Source organism: Pseudoalteromonas sp. T1lg88 (assembly GCF_002964765.1).
In the GTDB taxonomy this organism is placed as follows: Bacteria; Pseudomonadota; Gammaproteobacteria; order Enterobacterales; family Alteromonadaceae; genus Pseudoalteromonas.
Map to the genome: position 1 here is coordinate 1 of NZ_PQCF01000023.1, position 17,029 is coordinate 17,029.

The 17,029-nt window shown below is 46.7% G+C and carries 24 protein-coding genes; 2 read left to right on the forward strand and 22 right to left on the reverse strand.

Features of this window, described 5'->3' with window-relative positions:
• Nucleotides 1-511: 511 nt before the first annotated feature.
• From rplQ to C2M34_RS07455, 19 genes are all read right to left on the reverse strand, one after another.
• On the reverse strand, nucleotides 512-913 hold the full coding sequence (rplQ, locus tag C2M34_RS07365; RefSeq protein WP_105200316.1) for a 50S ribosomal protein L17: 402 nt from the start codon (nucleotides 911-913) through the stop codon (nucleotides 512-514).
• Nucleotides 914-953: 40 nt separating this feature from the next.
• A complete protein-coding gene (locus tag C2M34_RS07370) occupies nucleotides 954-1,940 on the reverse strand; it encodes a DNA-directed RNA polymerase subunit alpha (protein ID WP_105189428.1) in 987 nt (328 codons plus the stop codon).
• A gap of 24 nt (nucleotides 1,941-1,964) precedes the next feature.
• On the reverse strand, nucleotides 1,965-2,585 hold the full coding sequence (rpsD, locus tag C2M34_RS07375; protein WP_105200317.1) for a 30S ribosomal protein S4: 621 nt from the start codon (nucleotides 2,583-2,585) through the stop codon (nucleotides 1,965-1,967).
• 21 nt (nucleotides 2,586-2,606) lie between these two features.
• Nucleotides 2,607-2,993, reverse strand: coding sequence for a 30S ribosomal protein S11 (gene rpsK / locus C2M34_RS07380; RefSeq protein WP_022943956.1), 387 nt, complete (start codon nucleotides 2,991-2,993; stop codon nucleotides 2,607-2,609).
• Nucleotides 2,994-3,006: 13 nt separating this feature from the next.
• Entirely contained in the window at nucleotides 3,007-3,363 is a 357-nt protein-coding gene (gene rpsM / locus C2M34_RS07385; RefSeq protein WP_105200318.1) for a 30S ribosomal protein S13, read from the reverse strand.
• Nucleotides 3,364-3,491: 128 nt separating this feature from the next.
• Nucleotides 3,492-3,605 (reverse strand): 50S ribosomal protein L36, encoded by a 114-nt coding sequence (gene rpmJ / locus C2M34_RS07390; RefSeq protein WP_002959476.1) that lies wholly within the window; start codon nucleotides 3,603-3,605, stop codon nucleotides 3,492-3,494.
• 21 nt (nucleotides 3,606-3,626) lie between these two features.
• Nucleotides 3,627-4,955 (reverse strand): preprotein translocase subunit SecY, encoded by a 1,329-nt coding sequence (secY, locus tag C2M34_RS07395; protein WP_105189431.1) that lies wholly within the window; start codon nucleotides 4,953-4,955, stop codon nucleotides 3,627-3,629.
• Nucleotides 4,956-4,966: 11 nt separating this feature from the next.
• Nucleotides 4,967-5,401: a 50S ribosomal protein L15 gene (rplO, locus tag C2M34_RS07400; protein ID WP_105200319.1), complete on the reverse strand. Its 435-nt coding sequence runs from the start codon at nucleotides 5,399-5,401 to the stop codon at nucleotides 4,967-4,969.
• A gap of 4 nt (nucleotides 5,402-5,405) precedes the next feature.
• Nucleotides 5,406-5,585: a 50S ribosomal protein L30 gene (gene rpmD, locus C2M34_RS07405; RefSeq protein ID WP_105189433.1), complete on the reverse strand. Its 180-nt coding sequence runs from the start codon at nucleotides 5,583-5,585 to the stop codon at nucleotides 5,406-5,408.
• Between the two features lie 6 nt (nucleotides 5,586-5,591).
• Nucleotides 5,592-6,098 carry a 30S ribosomal protein S5 gene (rpsE, locus tag C2M34_RS07410; RefSeq protein ID WP_105200320.1) on the reverse strand — a complete coding sequence of 169 codons (507 nt, stop codon included), beginning with the start codon at nucleotides 6,096-6,098 and terminating at the stop codon, nucleotides 5,592-5,594.
• A 9-nt stretch (nucleotides 6,099-6,107) separates the two neighbouring features.
• Nucleotides 6,108-6,461, reverse strand: coding sequence for a 50S ribosomal protein L18 (rplR, locus tag C2M34_RS07415; protein WP_105200321.1), 354 nt, complete (start codon nucleotides 6,459-6,461; stop codon nucleotides 6,108-6,110).
• A gap of 9 nt (nucleotides 6,462-6,470) precedes the next feature.
• Nucleotides 6,471-7,004, reverse strand: a complete 534-nt coding sequence (gene rplF / locus C2M34_RS07420; protein ID WP_105200322.1) for a 50S ribosomal protein L6 — start codon at nucleotides 7,002-7,004, stop codon at nucleotides 6,471-6,473.
• A gap of 12 nt (nucleotides 7,005-7,016) precedes the next feature.
• Nucleotides 7,017-7,409 (reverse strand): 30S ribosomal protein S8, encoded by a 393-nt coding sequence (rpsH, locus tag C2M34_RS07425; protein WP_105189437.1) that lies wholly within the window; start codon nucleotides 7,407-7,409, stop codon nucleotides 7,017-7,019.
• A 21-nt stretch (nucleotides 7,410-7,430) separates the two neighbouring features.
• The gene (gene rpsN, locus C2M34_RS07430) at nucleotides 7,431-7,736 is read right to left on the reverse strand and encodes a 30S ribosomal protein S14 (protein WP_105200323.1); all 306 of its coding nucleotides are present in this window, start codon (nucleotides 7,734-7,736) and stop codon (nucleotides 7,431-7,433) included.
• 10 nt (nucleotides 7,737-7,746) lie between these two features.
• Nucleotides 7,747-8,286 (reverse strand): 50S ribosomal protein L5, encoded by a 540-nt coding sequence (gene rplE, locus C2M34_RS07435; RefSeq protein ID WP_105189439.1) that lies wholly within the window; start codon nucleotides 8,284-8,286, stop codon nucleotides 7,747-7,749.
• 15 nt (nucleotides 8,287-8,301) lie between these two features.
• On the reverse strand, nucleotides 8,302-8,616 hold the full coding sequence (rplX, locus tag C2M34_RS07440) for a 50S ribosomal protein L24 (RefSeq protein ID WP_105189440.1): 315 nt from the start codon (nucleotides 8,614-8,616) through the stop codon (nucleotides 8,302-8,304).
• Nucleotides 8,617-8,626: 10 nt separating this feature from the next.
• Nucleotides 8,627-8,995: a 50S ribosomal protein L14 gene (rplN, locus tag C2M34_RS07445; protein WP_105189441.1), complete on the reverse strand. Its 369-nt coding sequence runs from the start codon at nucleotides 8,993-8,995 to the stop codon at nucleotides 8,627-8,629.
• Between the two features lie 329 nt (nucleotides 8,996-9,324).
• Nucleotides 9,325-11,280 (reverse strand): AsmA family protein, encoded by a 1,956-nt coding sequence (locus tag C2M34_RS07450; protein WP_105258441.1) that lies wholly within the window; start codon nucleotides 11,278-11,280, stop codon nucleotides 9,325-9,327.
• Between the two features lie 109 nt (nucleotides 11,281-11,389).
• Entirely contained in the window at nucleotides 11,390-11,950 is a 561-nt protein-coding gene (locus C2M34_RS07455; RefSeq protein ID WP_105200325.1) for an acyloxyacyl hydrolase, read from the reverse strand.
• A 305-nt stretch (nucleotides 11,951-12,255) separates the two neighbouring features.
• Here C2M34_RS07455 and C2M34_RS07460 point away from each other — a divergent pair, with 305 nt between their 5' ends.
• Nucleotides 12,256-13,422 (forward strand): hypothetical protein, encoded by a 1,167-nt coding sequence (locus C2M34_RS07460; RefSeq protein WP_105215375.1) that lies wholly within the window; start codon nucleotides 12,256-12,258, stop codon nucleotides 13,420-13,422.
• A 488-nt stretch (nucleotides 13,423-13,910) separates the two neighbouring features.
• On the opposite strand, the gene C2M34_RS07465 is transcribed toward C2M34_RS07460, so the two are convergent.
• From C2M34_RS07465 to C2M34_RS07475, 3 genes are all read right to left on the reverse strand, one after another.
• Nucleotides 13,911-14,243, reverse strand: coding sequence for a hypothetical protein (locus C2M34_RS07465; RefSeq protein WP_105258442.1), 333 nt, complete (start codon nucleotides 14,241-14,243; stop codon nucleotides 13,911-13,913).
• Between the two features lie 23 nt (nucleotides 14,244-14,266).
• The gene (locus C2M34_RS07470) at nucleotides 14,267-14,767 is read right to left on the reverse strand and encodes a zinc ribbon domain-containing protein (protein WP_105258443.1); all 501 of its coding nucleotides are present in this window, start codon (nucleotides 14,765-14,767) and stop codon (nucleotides 14,267-14,269) included.
• Nucleotides 14,768-15,008: 241 nt separating this feature from the next.
• Nucleotides 15,009-15,374, reverse strand: a complete 366-nt coding sequence (locus C2M34_RS07475) for a hypothetical protein (RefSeq protein WP_105258444.1) — start codon at nucleotides 15,372-15,374, stop codon at nucleotides 15,009-15,011.
• A gap of 941 nt (nucleotides 15,375-16,315) precedes the next feature.
• Between C2M34_RS07475 and C2M34_RS07480 the strand changes: the two genes are divergently transcribed.
• Nucleotides 16,316-16,996: a TorF family putative porin gene (locus tag C2M34_RS07480; RefSeq protein WP_105258445.1), complete on the forward strand. Its 681-nt coding sequence runs from the start codon at nucleotides 16,316-16,318 to the stop codon at nucleotides 16,994-16,996.
• Nucleotides 16,997-17,029: the final 33 nt, after the last annotated feature.

The window sequence follows — 17,029 nt, forward strand, 5'->3', positions numbered from 1 at the left end:
TCATCTAGCGAACTAGAATCTGCTGTTAGAACTCAATCTGTACGAGTGCCCACACAGATGATTGCTTCATATTTTTAAAGAACGTTTCGAGTTGCTTTCGCGTCTCGAGGGCTGTGCATTCTACTCAACCCTGATTTGTTGTCAACACTTAATTTTGAGAAAGTTTAAAGTTTCTAAACTTAAGTTTTATTTGACTCCCTGAGCCGCTAGCGCCTCGCTATGCGTTGCTGCCTGCCGTCTCAGTGGGGTCGCATTATAGGGAGATTCGATTTCGACGCAACCCCTTTTTTAAAGAAAATTGCCAAAAATGGATCGTTTGCGCAAAAAAGAAACTAAAACCGATGTATTTAACGGTTAAAGATCTGTTTTAGATCTATTTGGTTACATTTAGCTTGTTTTATATAGAGAAAGGAGTAGCCAAATAGCTATATATAGAAGAGGGAAACGTTTTATTTTGGCCATATAAAGAAAAAGCCGAGCATAAGCTCGGCTTTTTGTGTCTTTTTAAGACTTACTCTGCAGACTGCGCGTCTTCTTGAACTTCTTCAGTCGCAACTGGGCGATCTACTAGTTCAATGTAAGCCATTGGTGCATTGTCGCCAGCACGGAAACCACACTTCAAAATACGAGTGTAGCCACCAGGACGGCTTTCGTAGCGAGGACCAATCTCGCTGAACAACTTACCAACAACTTCTTTATCACGCGTGCGAGCAAACGCTAAACGGCGGTTTGCAACGCTATCAGTCTTAGCCAGTGTGATTAAAGGTTCAATTACACGGCGCAGCTCTTTCGCTTTAGGCAATGTTGTTTTGATGATTTCGTGCTTCACCAAAGAACCAGCCATATTGCTGAACATCGCTTTGCGATGGCTGCTGTTACGGTTTAATTGACGACCACTCTTACGATGGCGCATGACCCTATCCTTCTAACTAAACTAAATATAGTGATCTAGATTACTCAGCTAGGCTTGCTGGCGGCCAGTTTTCTAGGCGCATGCCCAGAGAAAGACCACGTGATGCAAGCACGTCTTTGATCTCAGTTAGAGACTTCTTACCTAAGTTAGGTGTCTTAAGAAGCTCAACTTCGGTACGCTGTACTAAATCACCGATATATTGAATTTGCTCGGCTTTCAAGCAGTTTGCTGAACGAACTGTTAGTTCAAGATCATCAACTGGACGAAGCAGAATAGGATCGAATTCTGGCTTCTCTTCTTTCTCTTCTGGCTCAGAAACATCACGTAAGTCTACGAATGCTTCTAATTGCTCAGCAAGAATAGTTGACGCACGGCGGATCGCTTCTTCAGGATCTAAAGTGCCGTTCGTTTCCATATCAATGATTAGCTTGTCTAAGTCAGTACGTTGTTCAACACGTGCTGATTCAACCGAGTACGCAATACGCTCAACCGGACTGAATGATGCATCAAGCAACAGACGGCCGATTGGACGCTCATCGTCTTCAGAGGATACGCGGCTAGACGCTGGTACATAACCACGACCACGCTCAACACGAATACGCATGCTGATCTCGCTATTATTTGTCGTTAGGTGACAAATTACGTGATCAGGGTTAGCGATTGTTACGTCGCCATCGTGCTGAATATCTGCCGCAGTCACAGGGCCTACACCAGATTTAGTCAGGGTCAGAAAAACTTCATCTTTGCCTTCGATATTTACCGCCAACCCTTTCAGGTTTAGCAGGATTTCAATGATGTCTTCTTGTACGCCTTCTTTCGCGCTGTACTCATGTAAAACGCCATCAATTTCTACCTCAGTAACTGCACATCCAGGCATAGATGACAACAGAATACGACGTAGTGCGTTTCCTAGAGTGTGACCAAAACCACGCTCAAGCGGCTCAAGAACCACTTTTGAACGAGTCGGGTTGATAGCGTCGATATCGACTAACCTTGGTTTTAGGAATTCGGTTACAGAACCCTGCATTTTATCCTCTCTTAACTCTTAACTTTACTTCGAGTAAAGTTCGACGATTAGTTGTTCGTTAATGTCCGCAGACAGATCAGAACGCTCAGGTAGGCGCTTGAAAGTACCTTCCATTTTCTTACCGTCAACTTCAACCCAAGTTGGCTTTTCACGTTGCTCAGCCAATTCTAGAGCTGCTACGATACGCGCTTGTTTCTTAGACTTCTCACGGATTTCTACCTGGTCTTCAGGAGAAACGTTGAAAGAAGGAATGTTAACAACACGACCATTAACCATAACCGCTTTGTGGCTTACTAGCTGACGTGCTTCAGCACGTGTGCTTGCAAAACCCATGCGATATACAACATTGTCTAGACGTTGCTCTAGAAGCTGAAGTAGGTTTTCACCTGTGTTGCCTTTAAGGCGAGCAGCTTCTTTGTAGTAGTTACGGAATTGCTTCTCAAGGATGCCGTACATACGACGAACCTTTTGCTTTTCACGTAGCTGTAGACCGTAGTCAGATAGACGACCTTTACGGGCGCCGTGCTGACCAGGTGCGTTCTCTAGCTTACACTTAGAGTCGATAGCTCGTACGCCGCTCTTAAGGAACAGGTCAGTACCTTCACGACGACTTAGCTTGAGCTTAGGGCCCAAATATCTTGCCATGTTCTTTCTCCTAACCTATTGTTATACGCGACGTTTCTTCGGTGGACGACAACCGTTATGAGGGATTGGCGTCACGTCAGTGATGTTGGTGATACGGAAACCAGCAGCGTTCAATGCACGTACAGCAGACTCACGGCCTGGACCTGGACCTTTAATGAAAACTTCTAGGTTCTTTAAACCGTATTCTTGAGCAGCAGTACCTGCACGCTCTGCAGCTACCTGAGCAGCGAATGGAGTAGATTTACGTGAACCACGGAAACCTGAACCACCGGCAGTTGCCCATGATAGTGCATTACCTTGACGGTCTGTAATAGTAACAATAGTGTTGTTGAAAGAAGCATGAACGTGAGCCATACCATCAGCAACTTGCTTTTTTACCTTCTTACGACGAATTGGTGCTTTAGCCATAACTTACCCCACCTTATTTCTTGATAGGCTTGCGAGGACCCTTACGAGTACGCGCGTTAGTCTTAGTACGCTGACCACGAAGTGGAAGCGAACGACGGTGACGTAAGCCACGGAAGCAACCAAGGTCCATAAGACGCTTGATGTTCAAAGTAACTTCACGACGAAGATCACCTTCAACAGTGTACTTGCCAACTTCTTCACGAAGTACGTCAAGTGTTTCGTCTGAAAGTTCACCGATTTTTGTGGTTTCGGCGATACCAGTCGCAGCTAAGATCGCCTTAGCGCGAGTTTTACCTACACCATAAATTGCTGTTAAACCAATAACTGCATGCTTATGGTCAGGAACGTTAATGCCAGCTATACGGGCCACTAACACATCTCCTATTTTAAAGTTTGGTAATCATCTTCTTGAAAAGCCCGTAAGGATACTCAAGCGATAACCAAACCAATATTAAAAACACAGGCCGAGTAGGATACTCAGCCTGCATGACTGTTTAATTAGCCTTGCCTTTGCTTGTGCTTAGGCTCACTGCAGATCACGCGTACTACACCAGCACGCTTGATTACTTTGCAGTTACGGCAGATTTTCTTAACGGAAGCACGTACTTTCATTACTCAACTCCGTAACAGACCTTAGCGGCCGTAGCCTTTAAGGTTCGCTTTTTTCAGCACAGAATCATACTGATGTGACATCAGATGGGTCTGTACTTGTGCCATAAAGTCCATGATCACAACAACGATAATCAAAATTGATGTACCGCCGAAGTAGAATGGCGTTTGCCATGCCATGGTCATAAACTCGGGCACCAGACAGATAAAGGTAATATACAAGGCACCTGCCAATGTCAGGCGTGTCATTACTTTATCAATGTATTTCGATGTCTGCTCACCTGGACGAATACCTGGAATAAATGCACCAGATTTTTTCAGGTTATCTGCAGTTTCACGCGGGTTGAACACCAACGCAGTATAGAAAAAGCAGAAAAAGATAATAGCCGCTGCCAAGACCATCGCATACAGAGGCTGACCTGGGGTCAACGCTGTTGAGATAGCTTGTAACACGTCAGCTACAGGACCTTCACCCTGGCCGAACCAGCTTGCAATTGTACCAGGGAACAGAATGATACTACTAGCAAAGATTGGTGGAATAACCCCAGCCATATTCACTTTTAACGGCAAGTGTGTGCTTTGAGCAGCGTACACCTGACGACCTTGTTGGCGCTTCGCGTAGTTAACAACGATACGACGTTGACCACGTTCAAAGAAAACCACCAAGTAAGTAACGGCAAATACGATTACCGCAATCAATACCAGTACCAAAATGTTCAATTCACCTTGGCGCGCCATTTCGGCTGTCGAACCAATAGCAGACGGCAGGTTAGCTACGATACCAACAAAAATCAGCACTGAGATACCGTTACCGATACCACGTTCTGTAATTTGTTCGCCCAACCACATGAGGAACATACAGCCGGTTACTAAGCTCACCACAGCGGTGAAATAGAAACCAAAGCCAGGGTTAACAACTAACCCTTCCATCATGTTCGGTAAGCCAGTAGCAATACCGATTGATTGGAATGTAGCAAGCACGAGCGTACCATAACGCGTGTACTGGCTAATTTTCTTACGCCCAGCCTCACCCTCTTTTTTCAGCTCTATCATCGCAGGATGTATATGCGTTAATAGTTGCATGATAATCGAGGCCGAGATGTACGGCATAATACCCAGTGCAAGCACTGAAGCACGCTCAAGCGCACCACCACTGAACATGTTGAACATCTCAACAATGGTGCCCTTTTGTTGCTCGAAGAATTCGGCAAGTACAGCGGCGTCAATCCCAGGGATCGGCACGAATGAACCTAGACGGTAAATGATGATAGCTCCGAGAACAAATAGTAAACGACGCTTCAACTCCGCAAGCCCACTTTGTGCACTTTGCATATTTTGACCTGGTTTAGCCATAAAGTACTTCCTTACTCTTCTACCTTGCCTCCGGCAGCTTCAATCGCCGCACGAGCACCTTGAGTCACTTTAAGACCTTTAACGGTAACCGCGCGAGAAACTTCGCCAGATTTAACTACTTTAACGAACTGGATGTTCTTCTTAACCAGACCAGCTGCTTGTAACGCGTTTAGATCTACCACATCGCCTTCAACTTTAGCGATTTCGAATAGATTTACTTCAGTAGACGCAAGCGACTTACGTGAAGTGAAACCAAACTTAGGTAGACGACGTTGCATAGGCATTTGACCGCCTTCAAAACCAACGCGTACTTTACCGCCTGAACGTGATTTCTGACCTTTGTGACCACGGCCACCAGTTTTACCTAGACCAGAACCAATACCACGACCAAGACGTTTCTTAGGTGTTTTAGAACCCGCAGCAGGAGAAAGTGTATTCAAGTTCATCGAATTACCCCTCAACCTTAACCATGTAAGAAACTTGGTTGATCATACCACGTACTGAAGGCGTATCTTCTAGCTCTACAGTGTGGTTGATACGACGTAAACCAAGGCCACGTAATGTAGCTTTATGCTTCGGTAAACGACCGATAGAGCTACGTACTTGAGTTACTTTTACTGTGTTTGCCATGGTGTCTTACCCCAAAATCTCTTCAACGTTAAGACCACGTTTCGCAGCAATTGCTTCTGGAGATTTCATGTTCTCAAGAGCAGAAATTGTTGCGCGAACAACGTTGATCGGGTTAGTCGAACCGTAAGCCTTTGATAATACGTTCTGTACACCAGCTACTTCTAGTACTGCACGCATCGCACCACCGGCGATGATACCTGTACCTTCAGATGCAGGCTGCATGTACACTTTAGAACCAGCGTGACGACCCTTGATAGGGTGCTGAAGTGTATTACCTTTAAGGTCTACGTTGATCATGTTGCGACGTGCTTTTTCCATTGCTTTTTGAATAGCAGCAGGAACTTCACGTGCTTTACCATAACCAAAACCTACTTTACCTGCGCCGTCACCAACTACTGTTAGTGCAGTGAAGCTAAAGATACGACCACCTTTAACCACTTTAGACACACGGTTTACCGCGATTAGCTTTTCAGCCAAATCAGGCTGTTGTTGCTTTGCTTCTACGTTAGCCATTGTCTACTCCTAGAATTGCAAACCGGCTTCACGCGCTGCATCAGCAAGCGCCTTCACACGGCCGTGATATTTAAAGCCACTGCGGTCAAAAGCGATGCTTGCGCTAACGCCTTTTTCAGCCGCACGTTCAGCAACTGCTTTACCCACTGCTTGCGCAGCTTCGATGTTGCCTGTGCCTTTAACTGTTTCAGCAATTGCTTTTTCAACAGTAGAAGCAGCAGCCAGTACAGTACCCTCAGGGCTAATTACCTGAGCGTAAATGTGACGTGGCGTGCGGTGGATAACAAGACGAGTTTTGCCTTGTTCAATAAAATTTCTACGGGTGCGCTTAGCACGACGTAGACGAGCTGTTTTCTTATCCATCGTCTTACCTTACTTCTTCTTAGCCTCTTTACGACGCACGTGTTCGTCAGCATAACGTACACCTTTACCTTTATAAGGCTCTGGCTCACGGTATGAACGAATGTTCGCAGCAGTTTGACCAACTAGCTGCTTGTCTGCGCCCTTAACAACGATCTCAGTTTGACTTGGAGCTTCAATAGTGACGCCCGCTGGGATCTCGAAGTTTACTGGGTGTGAGAAACCTAGAGTTAGATCTAGTACGTTACCCTTTACCGCAGCACGGTAACCAACACCAACAAGTTGTAGCTTCTTCTCGTAACCGTCGTTTACACCAACAATCATGTTGTTGATAAGTGCACGAGCAGTACCAGCTTGAGCCCAAGCGTTAGCAACGCCTTCAACTGGGTTCGTTTTGATTACGTTCTCTTCGAATGAAACTTCAACAGCCTCGTGGATCGTACGGCTAAGTTCGCCGTTCTTACCTTTAACTGTGATATCCTGGCCTTTTAGCGTGATTTCTACACCGGCAGGAACATTAATAGGTGCCTTTGCTATACGCGACATAGTCCCCTCCGATTACGCTACAAAGCCAATGATTTCACCGCCAACGCCAGCACTACGTGCAGCACGGTCAGTCATTAGGCCTTTAGAAGTTGATACGATAGCGATACCTAGACCACCCATTACCTTAGGTAATTCGTCACGCTTCTTATAGATGCGTAGACCAGGGCGACTAACACGCTGGATATTTTCGATTACAGCTTTGCCTTCGAAGTACTTAAGTTCGATAGCAAGCTCAGGCTTAGCACCTTCAGTTACAGAGTAACCAGATACATAACCTTCATCAGTTAGCACTTTAGCAACTGCTACTTTCAGCTTTGAAGATGGCATTGAAACAGAAACCTTCTTCGCAGTCTGGCCGTTACGGATACGTGTGAACAAATCCGCAATAGGATCTTGCAAGCTCATAGTCTTACTCCCGTGATTCTATTACCAACTAGCCTTTTTAAGGCCAGGAACTTCACCGCGCATAGCAGCTTCGCGTAATTTGATACGGCTTAGGCCGAACTTGCGAAGGTAACCATGTGGGCGGCCCGTGATGTTACAACGATTACGTTGACGTGCAGGGCTAGAATCACGCGGTAGACTCTGAAGTTTCAGAACCGCGTCCCAACGCTCTTCATCTGATGTGTTAACATCGCTGATGATAGCTTTAAGTGCCGCACGCTTTTCAGCGTACTGTGCTACTAATTTAGTGCGCTTTGCTTCGCGCGCTTTCATTGAATTCTTTGCCATAACCCTACCCTTATTTCTTGAATGGGAAGTTAAACGCTTCTAACAACGCACGGCCTTCATCATTCGTTTTCGCAGAAGTAGTGATAGTGATATCAAGACCACGAACGCGATCTACTTTATCATAATCAATTTCTGGGAAGATGATTTGCTCACGTACGCCCATGCTGTAGTTACCGCGACCGTCAAAAGACTTAGCGCTTACACCACGGAAATCGCGAATACGCGGGATAGCGATTGAAACCAAACGCTCAAAGAAGTCCCACATACGCTCGCCACGTAGGGTTACTTTACAACCAATTGGGTAGCCTTCACGGATCTTAAAGCCTGCAACTGACTTGCGAGCTTTAGTGATTAGAGGCTTCTGACCAGAGATTGCTTCTAGGTCCGCAACAGCGTTTTCTAGAATTTTCTTATCAGCTAGGGCTTCGCCCACACCCATGTTTAATGTGATCTTTTCGATCTGAGGGACTTGCATGACAGAGCTGTAACCAAACTTCTGTTGAAGTTCTGCTACTACTTTGTCTTTGTATACTTCATGCAGTTTCGCCATCTTCTACTCCAACTATTAAATAGTTTTACCAGTAGATTTGAAGATACGCACTTTCTTGCCATCTTCAAACTTGAAACCCACACGATCTGCTTTACCCGTTTCCGAGTTGTAGATCGCAACGTTTGATACGTCGATAGACGCTTCTTTCTCAACAATACCGCCAGCTTGGTTCAACTGAGGAACAGGCTTTTGGTGCTTCTTGATAAGGTTTACGCCTTCAACAAATACTCGACCAGTTTCAGTTACAACTGAAAGCACTTTACCGCGCTTACCTTTGTCTTTACCGGCTAGTACGATTACTTCGTCATCACGACGGATTTTTGCTGCCATGATCGACTCCTTATAGTACTTCTGGTGCTAGTGAAACGATCTTCATGAACTTTTCAGTACGAAGTTCACGAGTCACAGGGCCGAAGATACGAGTTCCGATTGGCTGAAGGTTATCGTTAAGGATAACTGCAGCATTGCTATCGAAACGGATCAAAGAACCGTCTGGACGACGAACGCCTTTTTTGGTACGCACAACTACTGCGTTTTTAACATCACCTTTCTTCACTTTACCGCGAGGAATAGCTTCTTTAACAGAAACCTTAATGATGTCACCAACCGATGCGTAACGACGGTGTGAACCGCCAAGGACTTTAATACACTGCACTTTGCGAGCGCCGCTGTTATCAGCAACGTCCAGCTGAGTTTGCATTTGGATCATTTTAGATGCTCCGGTGTAGTTACAAACAGCCTAAATCTCTTTAAAAATTAAGGCATTAAATATTTTATCCGCTCAATAATCAGGCAACTTTTATGCTGTATGACTGCTGAGGGCGGGCAATTGTATCAGTAATGGCGCGCAAAAGGTAGGCTAATTTTTAATTAATTTCCCGACCAAGGGGCTGTATCTACACGCATATTCGCCTGCGATAAATGCCCTTAAGCTGGCCTTTTCCCCTACCAGTCATTCAATTGCCCCAAGGTTCAATTGCTTACAAAACAAACAGGGCGCATAAAGCGCCCTGTTGCTAAATTTCTATATGGGGTCAATTAACCACCAAACAAGCCCTTGAGCTTATCTTTTACCTTGTCTTTAACTTTTTCTTTGGCTTCTTCCTTGGCCGCATCGGCCACGTCTAGCTTAATGCCCACATCGTGGAATGGGCCCTTAATACGCATCGGAATTTTAAAGCCTGTGCTGTCATCCGTGGTGCCCTGACCTTCGATGGAATCGACGATACCGGTAACTAAACGATAGTTCACTTCGGTCGCCGGTAAATCCACCTCACCCTCACCCGAGATACGAACAAGCGGGCTCTGCAAAGACAGGTCTGAGTTAGTGCCCACACCATTGGTAAACGTCATGCTACCCGTTAGCGCGGTAAAGTCTGTTTTTTGCGACTCGTCATAGCCGGTATTTAAACCATCGGCCAGCGCTGCGGTGTTACCCTTGATCAACTCCTTGGCCTTACGCACCAGCTCAGCCACGTTGGCCCCTTTCACTGCACCGTCGGCAAAGTTAAAGCTCAGTTTACCCGCTAAGGCATTCACAAAGTCTTTTTGGCTTTGGCCCCGTGTACTCAACTGCCAATCAATAGAGCCCTTGCCCATCAGCTTATCGAACTTGGCTGCATCGGTTAGCAGCGGCTCAGCATTGATGCCTGCCAGACTGAAGTTAGTATTGATTTGATACGGCGCCTGTTTGGCGTTAAGCATCACAGTACCTTTACCCTGGCCTTCATAGGCCACAAACTTATCCATGCTTAAATTCGCCACGGCATTTTGTAGTTTCAAGGTGAACTGGTTTTCCCCTAGGGTAATGTCGCGTGCCTTTAAGCCGCTTGAACGCACCACCACGTTGGCATCCAGGCTATTAAGTGCTGACAGGTCCATCTTGGTGTTATCCCAGACGATTGGCTGAGCCTTGGCATCGCCCTTGGCATCCTCGGCCGGTTTTTCAGCTGGCGCTTCTGCTGCTTCAGTTGGTTCAGGTAGATACGGGTTTAGGTCCAACATGCCGAGGTCAACATTGGCATTAATCGCCAAACGCTCACCCAGGTTGATGGTACTCATACCCTCGATGGCAAGCTCATCAAGCTTGGCCACTAGCTTATTAATGGTCAAGGACTGACCTTGCATCTGCATGCTGCCATCAACACTGAAGGCATTAAAGGCGTTATCCTTGGCATCAAGCTCAACACCCTGCCACTTGGCGATGTCTTTTACCGAGTCGCCATCAAGATGCAAAGTACCGCTAATATTTTGGCCCTGATCGGCGATTTGCCCCTTAAATTCAACATTAACCAAATCCGACTCGACGGTTTTAGTTACCGCAAACGGGCGTCCTTCAATGGCTTTAATAGGGTTATCGACCACCACATCCAGGTTAAAGCGCCGCGCCATATAGGTAATGCCACCTTTCAGCTCCAGCGGTTTACGCAGTGATTGCAATAACACCGCCAGTTCCAGGTCGGAAATTTGCTGCTTGGCACCGGTTTGGCCATCAAGGTAGGTAAATTGACCGCCATAGATGGCGACTTCACCGAGTTCGATATCGAAGTTTTCAGGAAGGCTAACCTGTCCAGATTTCGTTTGCTCAGGTTGCTGCTCGGCCACCTTATCAAACAACTGCCAGTTGCCCTTGCCCTGAGCATTGGTCTCCAGCAAGACATCCGGTTCGCGAATAACGAACTTATCCAGCTTCACTTCACCGGAGAAGAGTGACGTCCAGGGAATATGAATATCCAGCTGCTTCATGGTCGCCATGTTGGCGCGTGAGCCGTCGGCCATGTTGCTAAAACTGACATCATTGAGCTCCAGGCGTAGCGACGGGAAAATCGCTAAGTTTTTATCACCGGCAATGGTCAAAGTACGGCCGGTGGTTTTCTCCACCTGCTCGGACACCTTAGTAAAGATGGCATCGACCGGAATAAAAAATGGAATCGCGATCAACAAGCCGATGATCACGACAATAATAATACCTAATACCTTGGCAAGGGTTTTCATGCTTAACCTCGTTCCTTTTGAGACAACACTAGTAGCATAACCTATTGGCTATAAAAGTGTAATTGTAGTCGAGATGGATGAATATATGATGATAGCTGCCTGCTCCCGCTTACCAACGGTAGCCAAGTTGCAAACCCAGGCCATCCACCCCGGGGTTCGGCGGTTCAATCCCCCCGTTAGAGGTATGCTGGTAGCGCAGTGATGTAAACACGTCGCTCTGAGCAATAAAGTAGGTGTAACTAAGACTGGATGTAAAATGCCAGCGGCTTCCTACGTAGTGAGCATAATAGTAATTACCATCTACATAGGTGGGGGCGAACTCAAAAGTAAGCCTGGTTTGCTGCCCTTGCAATAGATGCCAATATAAGCCCGCTGAAAAATAGGGCACATCATCGAACTCATTCCAGCCATAATGCTTGTCTAAGCCATTAAACTCGCCATAAGTGAATGCAACACCATCAAACCAGGTAAAAGATGGCTCGGTCTCTAAGCTGTATGAAATGGCCGTTATGCGATCATCATCATTCGCACCCAATGTATAACCAAGGTAAATTGCCACCTCATCTGCAGCGACTTGCGGACTATAAAATTGGGCCAATAAAGCAAACGTGGATAAGAAAAGAGTCGAGGCTGGTTTTGCCCAAGAGTTGTTAACCGCGGCTATGAGCATGAGACTTCTGCACACCTTTGAATCGAAGTAGTTGTTTCGTGGCAAGAATAACGCAGTTGCTATCCACAAGAAACATAAAGGAAAAATATTAACCGGCAACCTAGAGGCTCGCAGGTGTGATTGCTTTGTAAAAATGGCGTTGGCCACTCCTTAGCTACGAATGCGAAGTCGCGGCTAAGAGCATTGAAATAAATAGGCGAATGTCAATATTGCAACAAAACTCAATCTCAGTATGATGCACAGCCCCGCTGGATCACCAGACTCGGTCGGGGCTGTAATGTATCAAGCGGAGCGTAGTACCTAGCATGAAGAAGTTGCTTATCTCGCCATCTAAAATGGCGCTGGCAGAACAAGAAAGTCAGATTTATCAGAATATCCTCAAACAGGCGGCGGACATCAGCCTTAACCTGATGGCGGTCAAAGTAGAGCACCACCCTGAAGACTTTCTCGGCTGGGCCTATGAGCTGCTTGATGTGACCACCGAACGCCTGAACTTTGATTTGCTTGAGCCAACGCAGCTGCCCACGGTGAAAAAACTACAAGCCCAACTTAAGGACGCGATTAGCTTTTTACAGCTAAAAACCCTGCGTATTGCCCCTTGGCCGGTGATCTGCGCCTACCTTGAACAAAATAAAGAAGGTGTATTGCTGGCTGAGCACCTGAGCTTGGCCGAGCATATTGCCAGCATTAAAAGCACGCCATTACAGGAAATGAGCAAGGAAGACCGCCTCGCCTTTATCGGCAAGCACACCGCCGCTCACGACCCGGCTGTGTATCGCTTTGATGTGGAGTTCTTTGCCGGCATCAAAAACAACAAGGCCTTTGCGCAAATTCTTGACGACCAACCGCAGGCGGTCGAGGCGGCACTGGCACATATCCCCCTCACCGACGAGGTGAACCTAGAGCACTACCAAGCCTTTGTGCTTGCGTACCTGCAACTCTTTAGCGGCAGCGATGACAAGCCAACCCTGGCCCCGGCCACCCGCCTATTGGCGATGCGCCGTCCCGATGTGTTCACCCCCATTACCAATGCCAAAAGCGATACCCTATGCGCGGCATTGAATATTGCCAGACTGAACAACCGCGACTTTGAGCGCTACTGGCAAGATATCGTTTGCACCCTGGCCCGCCAGCCATGGTTCGCCATGGCGCAAGGGGATAACGAGCAGGAACAGCGCTTAGTGGATATTAAGGCCCTGCTTCCGTGTCTGTTCTACTACTTTGATAAAAACGCCATGGAGCAATCCAACTACTTTAAGCTGTTACACAAGCCTAAGGCGAGCCCGGCCAGCGCCAACAGCACGGCGAGAAAGCGCTCCAAGGAATCGGCTGCCCTGCTGGTCGACCGCGCCCTGGCCGAAGAAGGCATTCCCGAGCATATTCGCGCAAAACGTGATTCTATTATCAGTGAAGTGGAAAAAGGCCGCAGTGTGGCGGATACCATTAGCTTGATGCGGGCGATTTTTGGGTAATCTGTAACTTTTTGTCGGGGCGCCGACTGGCGCTTTTTGTTGTTTGGCTTGGCCGCAAGTAGGTCGGTGCTCTGCGCCGACAAAGGTGCTTTTGAGTAAATTTTGCCGAGTCGCCGACTGTGGTTTTGACTGATAGATCTTGTCGCGTTGGCGACGACAACCAAAGAGGGAGTGATTCGACTCCCTCTTTGGAAACTCCGCGAACCCGTGATTCGCTAATGCTTACGAACTCAGCGTTTTGTTAAACGTTCCGCTTAGTCATTGATGCGATTTAACAGCACCTCCCTGTACTGATAAATCTAGCTCGGCATCGTGCCTCGCTATCAATGACAGACTCCACAACAAAAGCCGATTTCTCCAGCGCGAATCAAAACGGGAAGATCGATGCCTGTGAATCTTGAGATTTCCGATAGGACGCTAAGCACCAATAGCGGACGGTGAACGCCGGGCTCAACGGCCGGAGGTTATTGGCACCTTGTTAGGTGCATCTATGATTTGGGGCGGGTAAGCATTACGAATAGTCCAAGAATGATATCGCCAAAAACCCATAGACCTATGATCATTGCCGCACCCAAACCCGTTCCAATTGCAGCACCTGCTTGTTCGGCTGAACTACCTGCAGTTTGAATAGTCTCGCTCGCTGCTCCCATGCCTGCAACAAGCCACCACCCCATAAGTAAATTAAATACAATGAACGTATATTTGATGATTTTGCCAAAAAATCCTCGTTTTGGCTTTCTTAGCTGAACCCCACATTTTGCGCAATTTAATGCAGAATCACTTACGTCAGCTGAACATTCAGGGCATGCGATTAGTGCCATTTAACTTCTCCTTTTTAATGAAATTATTTAACTTCTAAAACTTTCTTTACAAAGCACGAGGACTTTACTGCTTGTGAATGCATAAAGCCCATATTGAAGTTAGGATATCTTTTCTTACTTCCGTGTTTGACAACTTCATAGATAGTTCGATTGTTACTATCTATTTCAGTGCCACTCTTTGCAAAATGGTTACATTCAATTTGAATATCTTTAACATCAACATCATTGTTGTTTGTAATAATGAAGTCAACTTCCATAATTGAACCAAAGGCTTCTTTAGTCCATGTGTATTCCAAATCCATGTTTTCCTCTAGAGGCACTTTTTCGACCGCAAGAATTTCAGTATTTTTTCTCTTTGGCGAGTTAGCAATGCCAATCACTATCAAAGCTATAAAAAATATTCCGACCCAGTGGATAATACTGAGTTTCTTAATTCTTTTTCCACAATCCGGGCATTTTTTGGCCGATTTTGAAACACTCTTATTGCAGCCTGTACATTGAGTAAATAAGCTTTCACTGCCCATATATTATCCTTTCTCGAATTAAGTCCTACACATAACGCCCGCATTTGCGGCTGGTTTGGAGCGTAGCGGAAAACCAGTCCGACAACATGCGCTTGTTAGCACTATTTGCACACTCTAGGATCGGCAACCACTCGCAAGGATTTGCATTCTGGGCAAAATAGCCCAATTTTTACTTTCCTTGTAAATTTGTGACCACAGCTTTTGCAAATATAGAAATATGGGGGACCTGGAAAAAACTTACTCATGGCTTTTGTCTTTTTCTGAGTTTCAGGGAACCTTTTGAATAATCAATTTCTTCATAGTCGAGAAACAGGGCAATAATGAGGCCGACACCCAGAGAAGCAGCCGCAATAATCGCCGCTATCTCAACACCAGTTAACGCTGCGGCAGGTGCGGCAGCAAGGTAAGATAAGCCGCCAGTTACAGGGGCTGTGACGGTTGCAACGCCTAGCGCAGCCGTTAATGCCGCGATACCTGCACCGCTTAGCTTTGCTACTTTTTTTGACTTTTTCAGCTTGTCTGCTAACTCCCCTTGGACAAGGATTATCGTTGCGCCAGATTTCTTTGCTTTCTCAAGCTCTTCTTTAGTTTTAACTATAGTTTCCATACTTACCTCGTTTGAGTGCTAACAATTTAATATCGAGCGATTGGGTCGTTTTTCTACCGCAAGCTGTCTCGTTTTTGTCCTATGACCATTGATAACAGATTTAGTAAGTGCATACCAGCATTGAAGTTACGCTACATTGCTCTAAACGTGGACACGACAAAAACGACCCATTGGGTCGTTTTCCTGACCATGGGAGAAACTCAACGATTATGGATGTATACACTGTGATTTCGGTTGAAGGATGAGCATTCAGCTATTCGCTCTAATCGAACTTACAGTTTGCGTTAACCTAAATTGAAACACAGATGTATCAGCTAAATCCCGATAAAATTCGCGCTTTCGATCTCGGCTTTTGCTGCGAAGCGTGGCTAAGACAGCGAGGCAGGGCTGAAAGCGGAAATAAGAGAGTGAATAATTGCACTCTCGCCGCTTGAAGGCGAAGAGATCTGCGATAAGCGGGGGCGACGAGTGACCGAAGCACCGCTTCGCAGCGCGAGGAGGTGGAGGCATGTATGCCGTAACTTCGTCACGAACAGGAACCCAGCTTCATGGACGAATTACTTGCATCCAAATTAATCACTCCCTCTTTGGGCGCCGTCCCCGGCCTTTCACTGGCTCAAGGCGTTCGCTTGCTAAAAATAGTCCACCGGACCATTTTCTTAACGCGCTCACCCACCGCGACAAGATCTTAATTTAACAACCAATACCACCAGCAACACAAAACCAAACAAGAATTCTTATGCAGTACCTTTGGTTAAAATGAGTGCAAAAGCATAAAATATGCACCACCAGAGTGCATCCGCACTTCCCCGCCCACCAGCCAACACAGCCCCAAAAACCAACAAGCACCTGAAAAATAGTAACTTTTAAAAAATATTCCGCTATTGGCACACGCCTTGCCAACTAAATATTCAACACAGCGTTACTACAGGAATGAGAAAATGAACAAAAAGAAATACGTGCCGGTGCTGGCTTTGTTGGCACTGTCCCTCACCCCGCTGGCCAGCCAGGCGGAAGTCACCGCCAATGTCGCCGCCAGTTCTAACTATTATTGGCGCGGTATTACCCAGTCGGACGATGGGGCCGCGGTGTCCGGTGGCATAGACTACGCCTCCGACACCGGCTTTTATGCTGGCACCTGGCTGTCGAATATCGATTTCGGCGATGCTGCCAGCACCAGCTATGAAATGGACTTGTACGCGGGCTTCGCCGGTTCAATCGACGACATAGGCTACGATGTCGGCTATATCTATTACGCCTACCCGGATGCCGAGGGAGATATTGGTTTTGGTGAGATCTATGGCTCGGTGAGCTGGCAATGGCTCAGCGCCGGTGCCAGTTACCTGGTCAATGCCGAAGGCGATGCCACCGACGAAGAAGACATGCTCTACCTTGAGCTCAACGCCAGCTTTACCATTTTAAAAGATACCGAACTGGCGCTTCACTTCGGCCATTCCAGCGGCGATACCGTGCAGGAATGGTACGGTGAAGACGACAGTTACATAGATTATGGCGTCAGTATCAGCAAGTCGGGCTTTACCTTTGGTCTGCTGCAAACCGACCTGGACGCGGATGATGATTTAAAAGCGTATGTTTCATACAGCTTAGACTTTGAGCTTTAAGCTTAAAGTCATACCCTCTTATTGTTGCTGCAA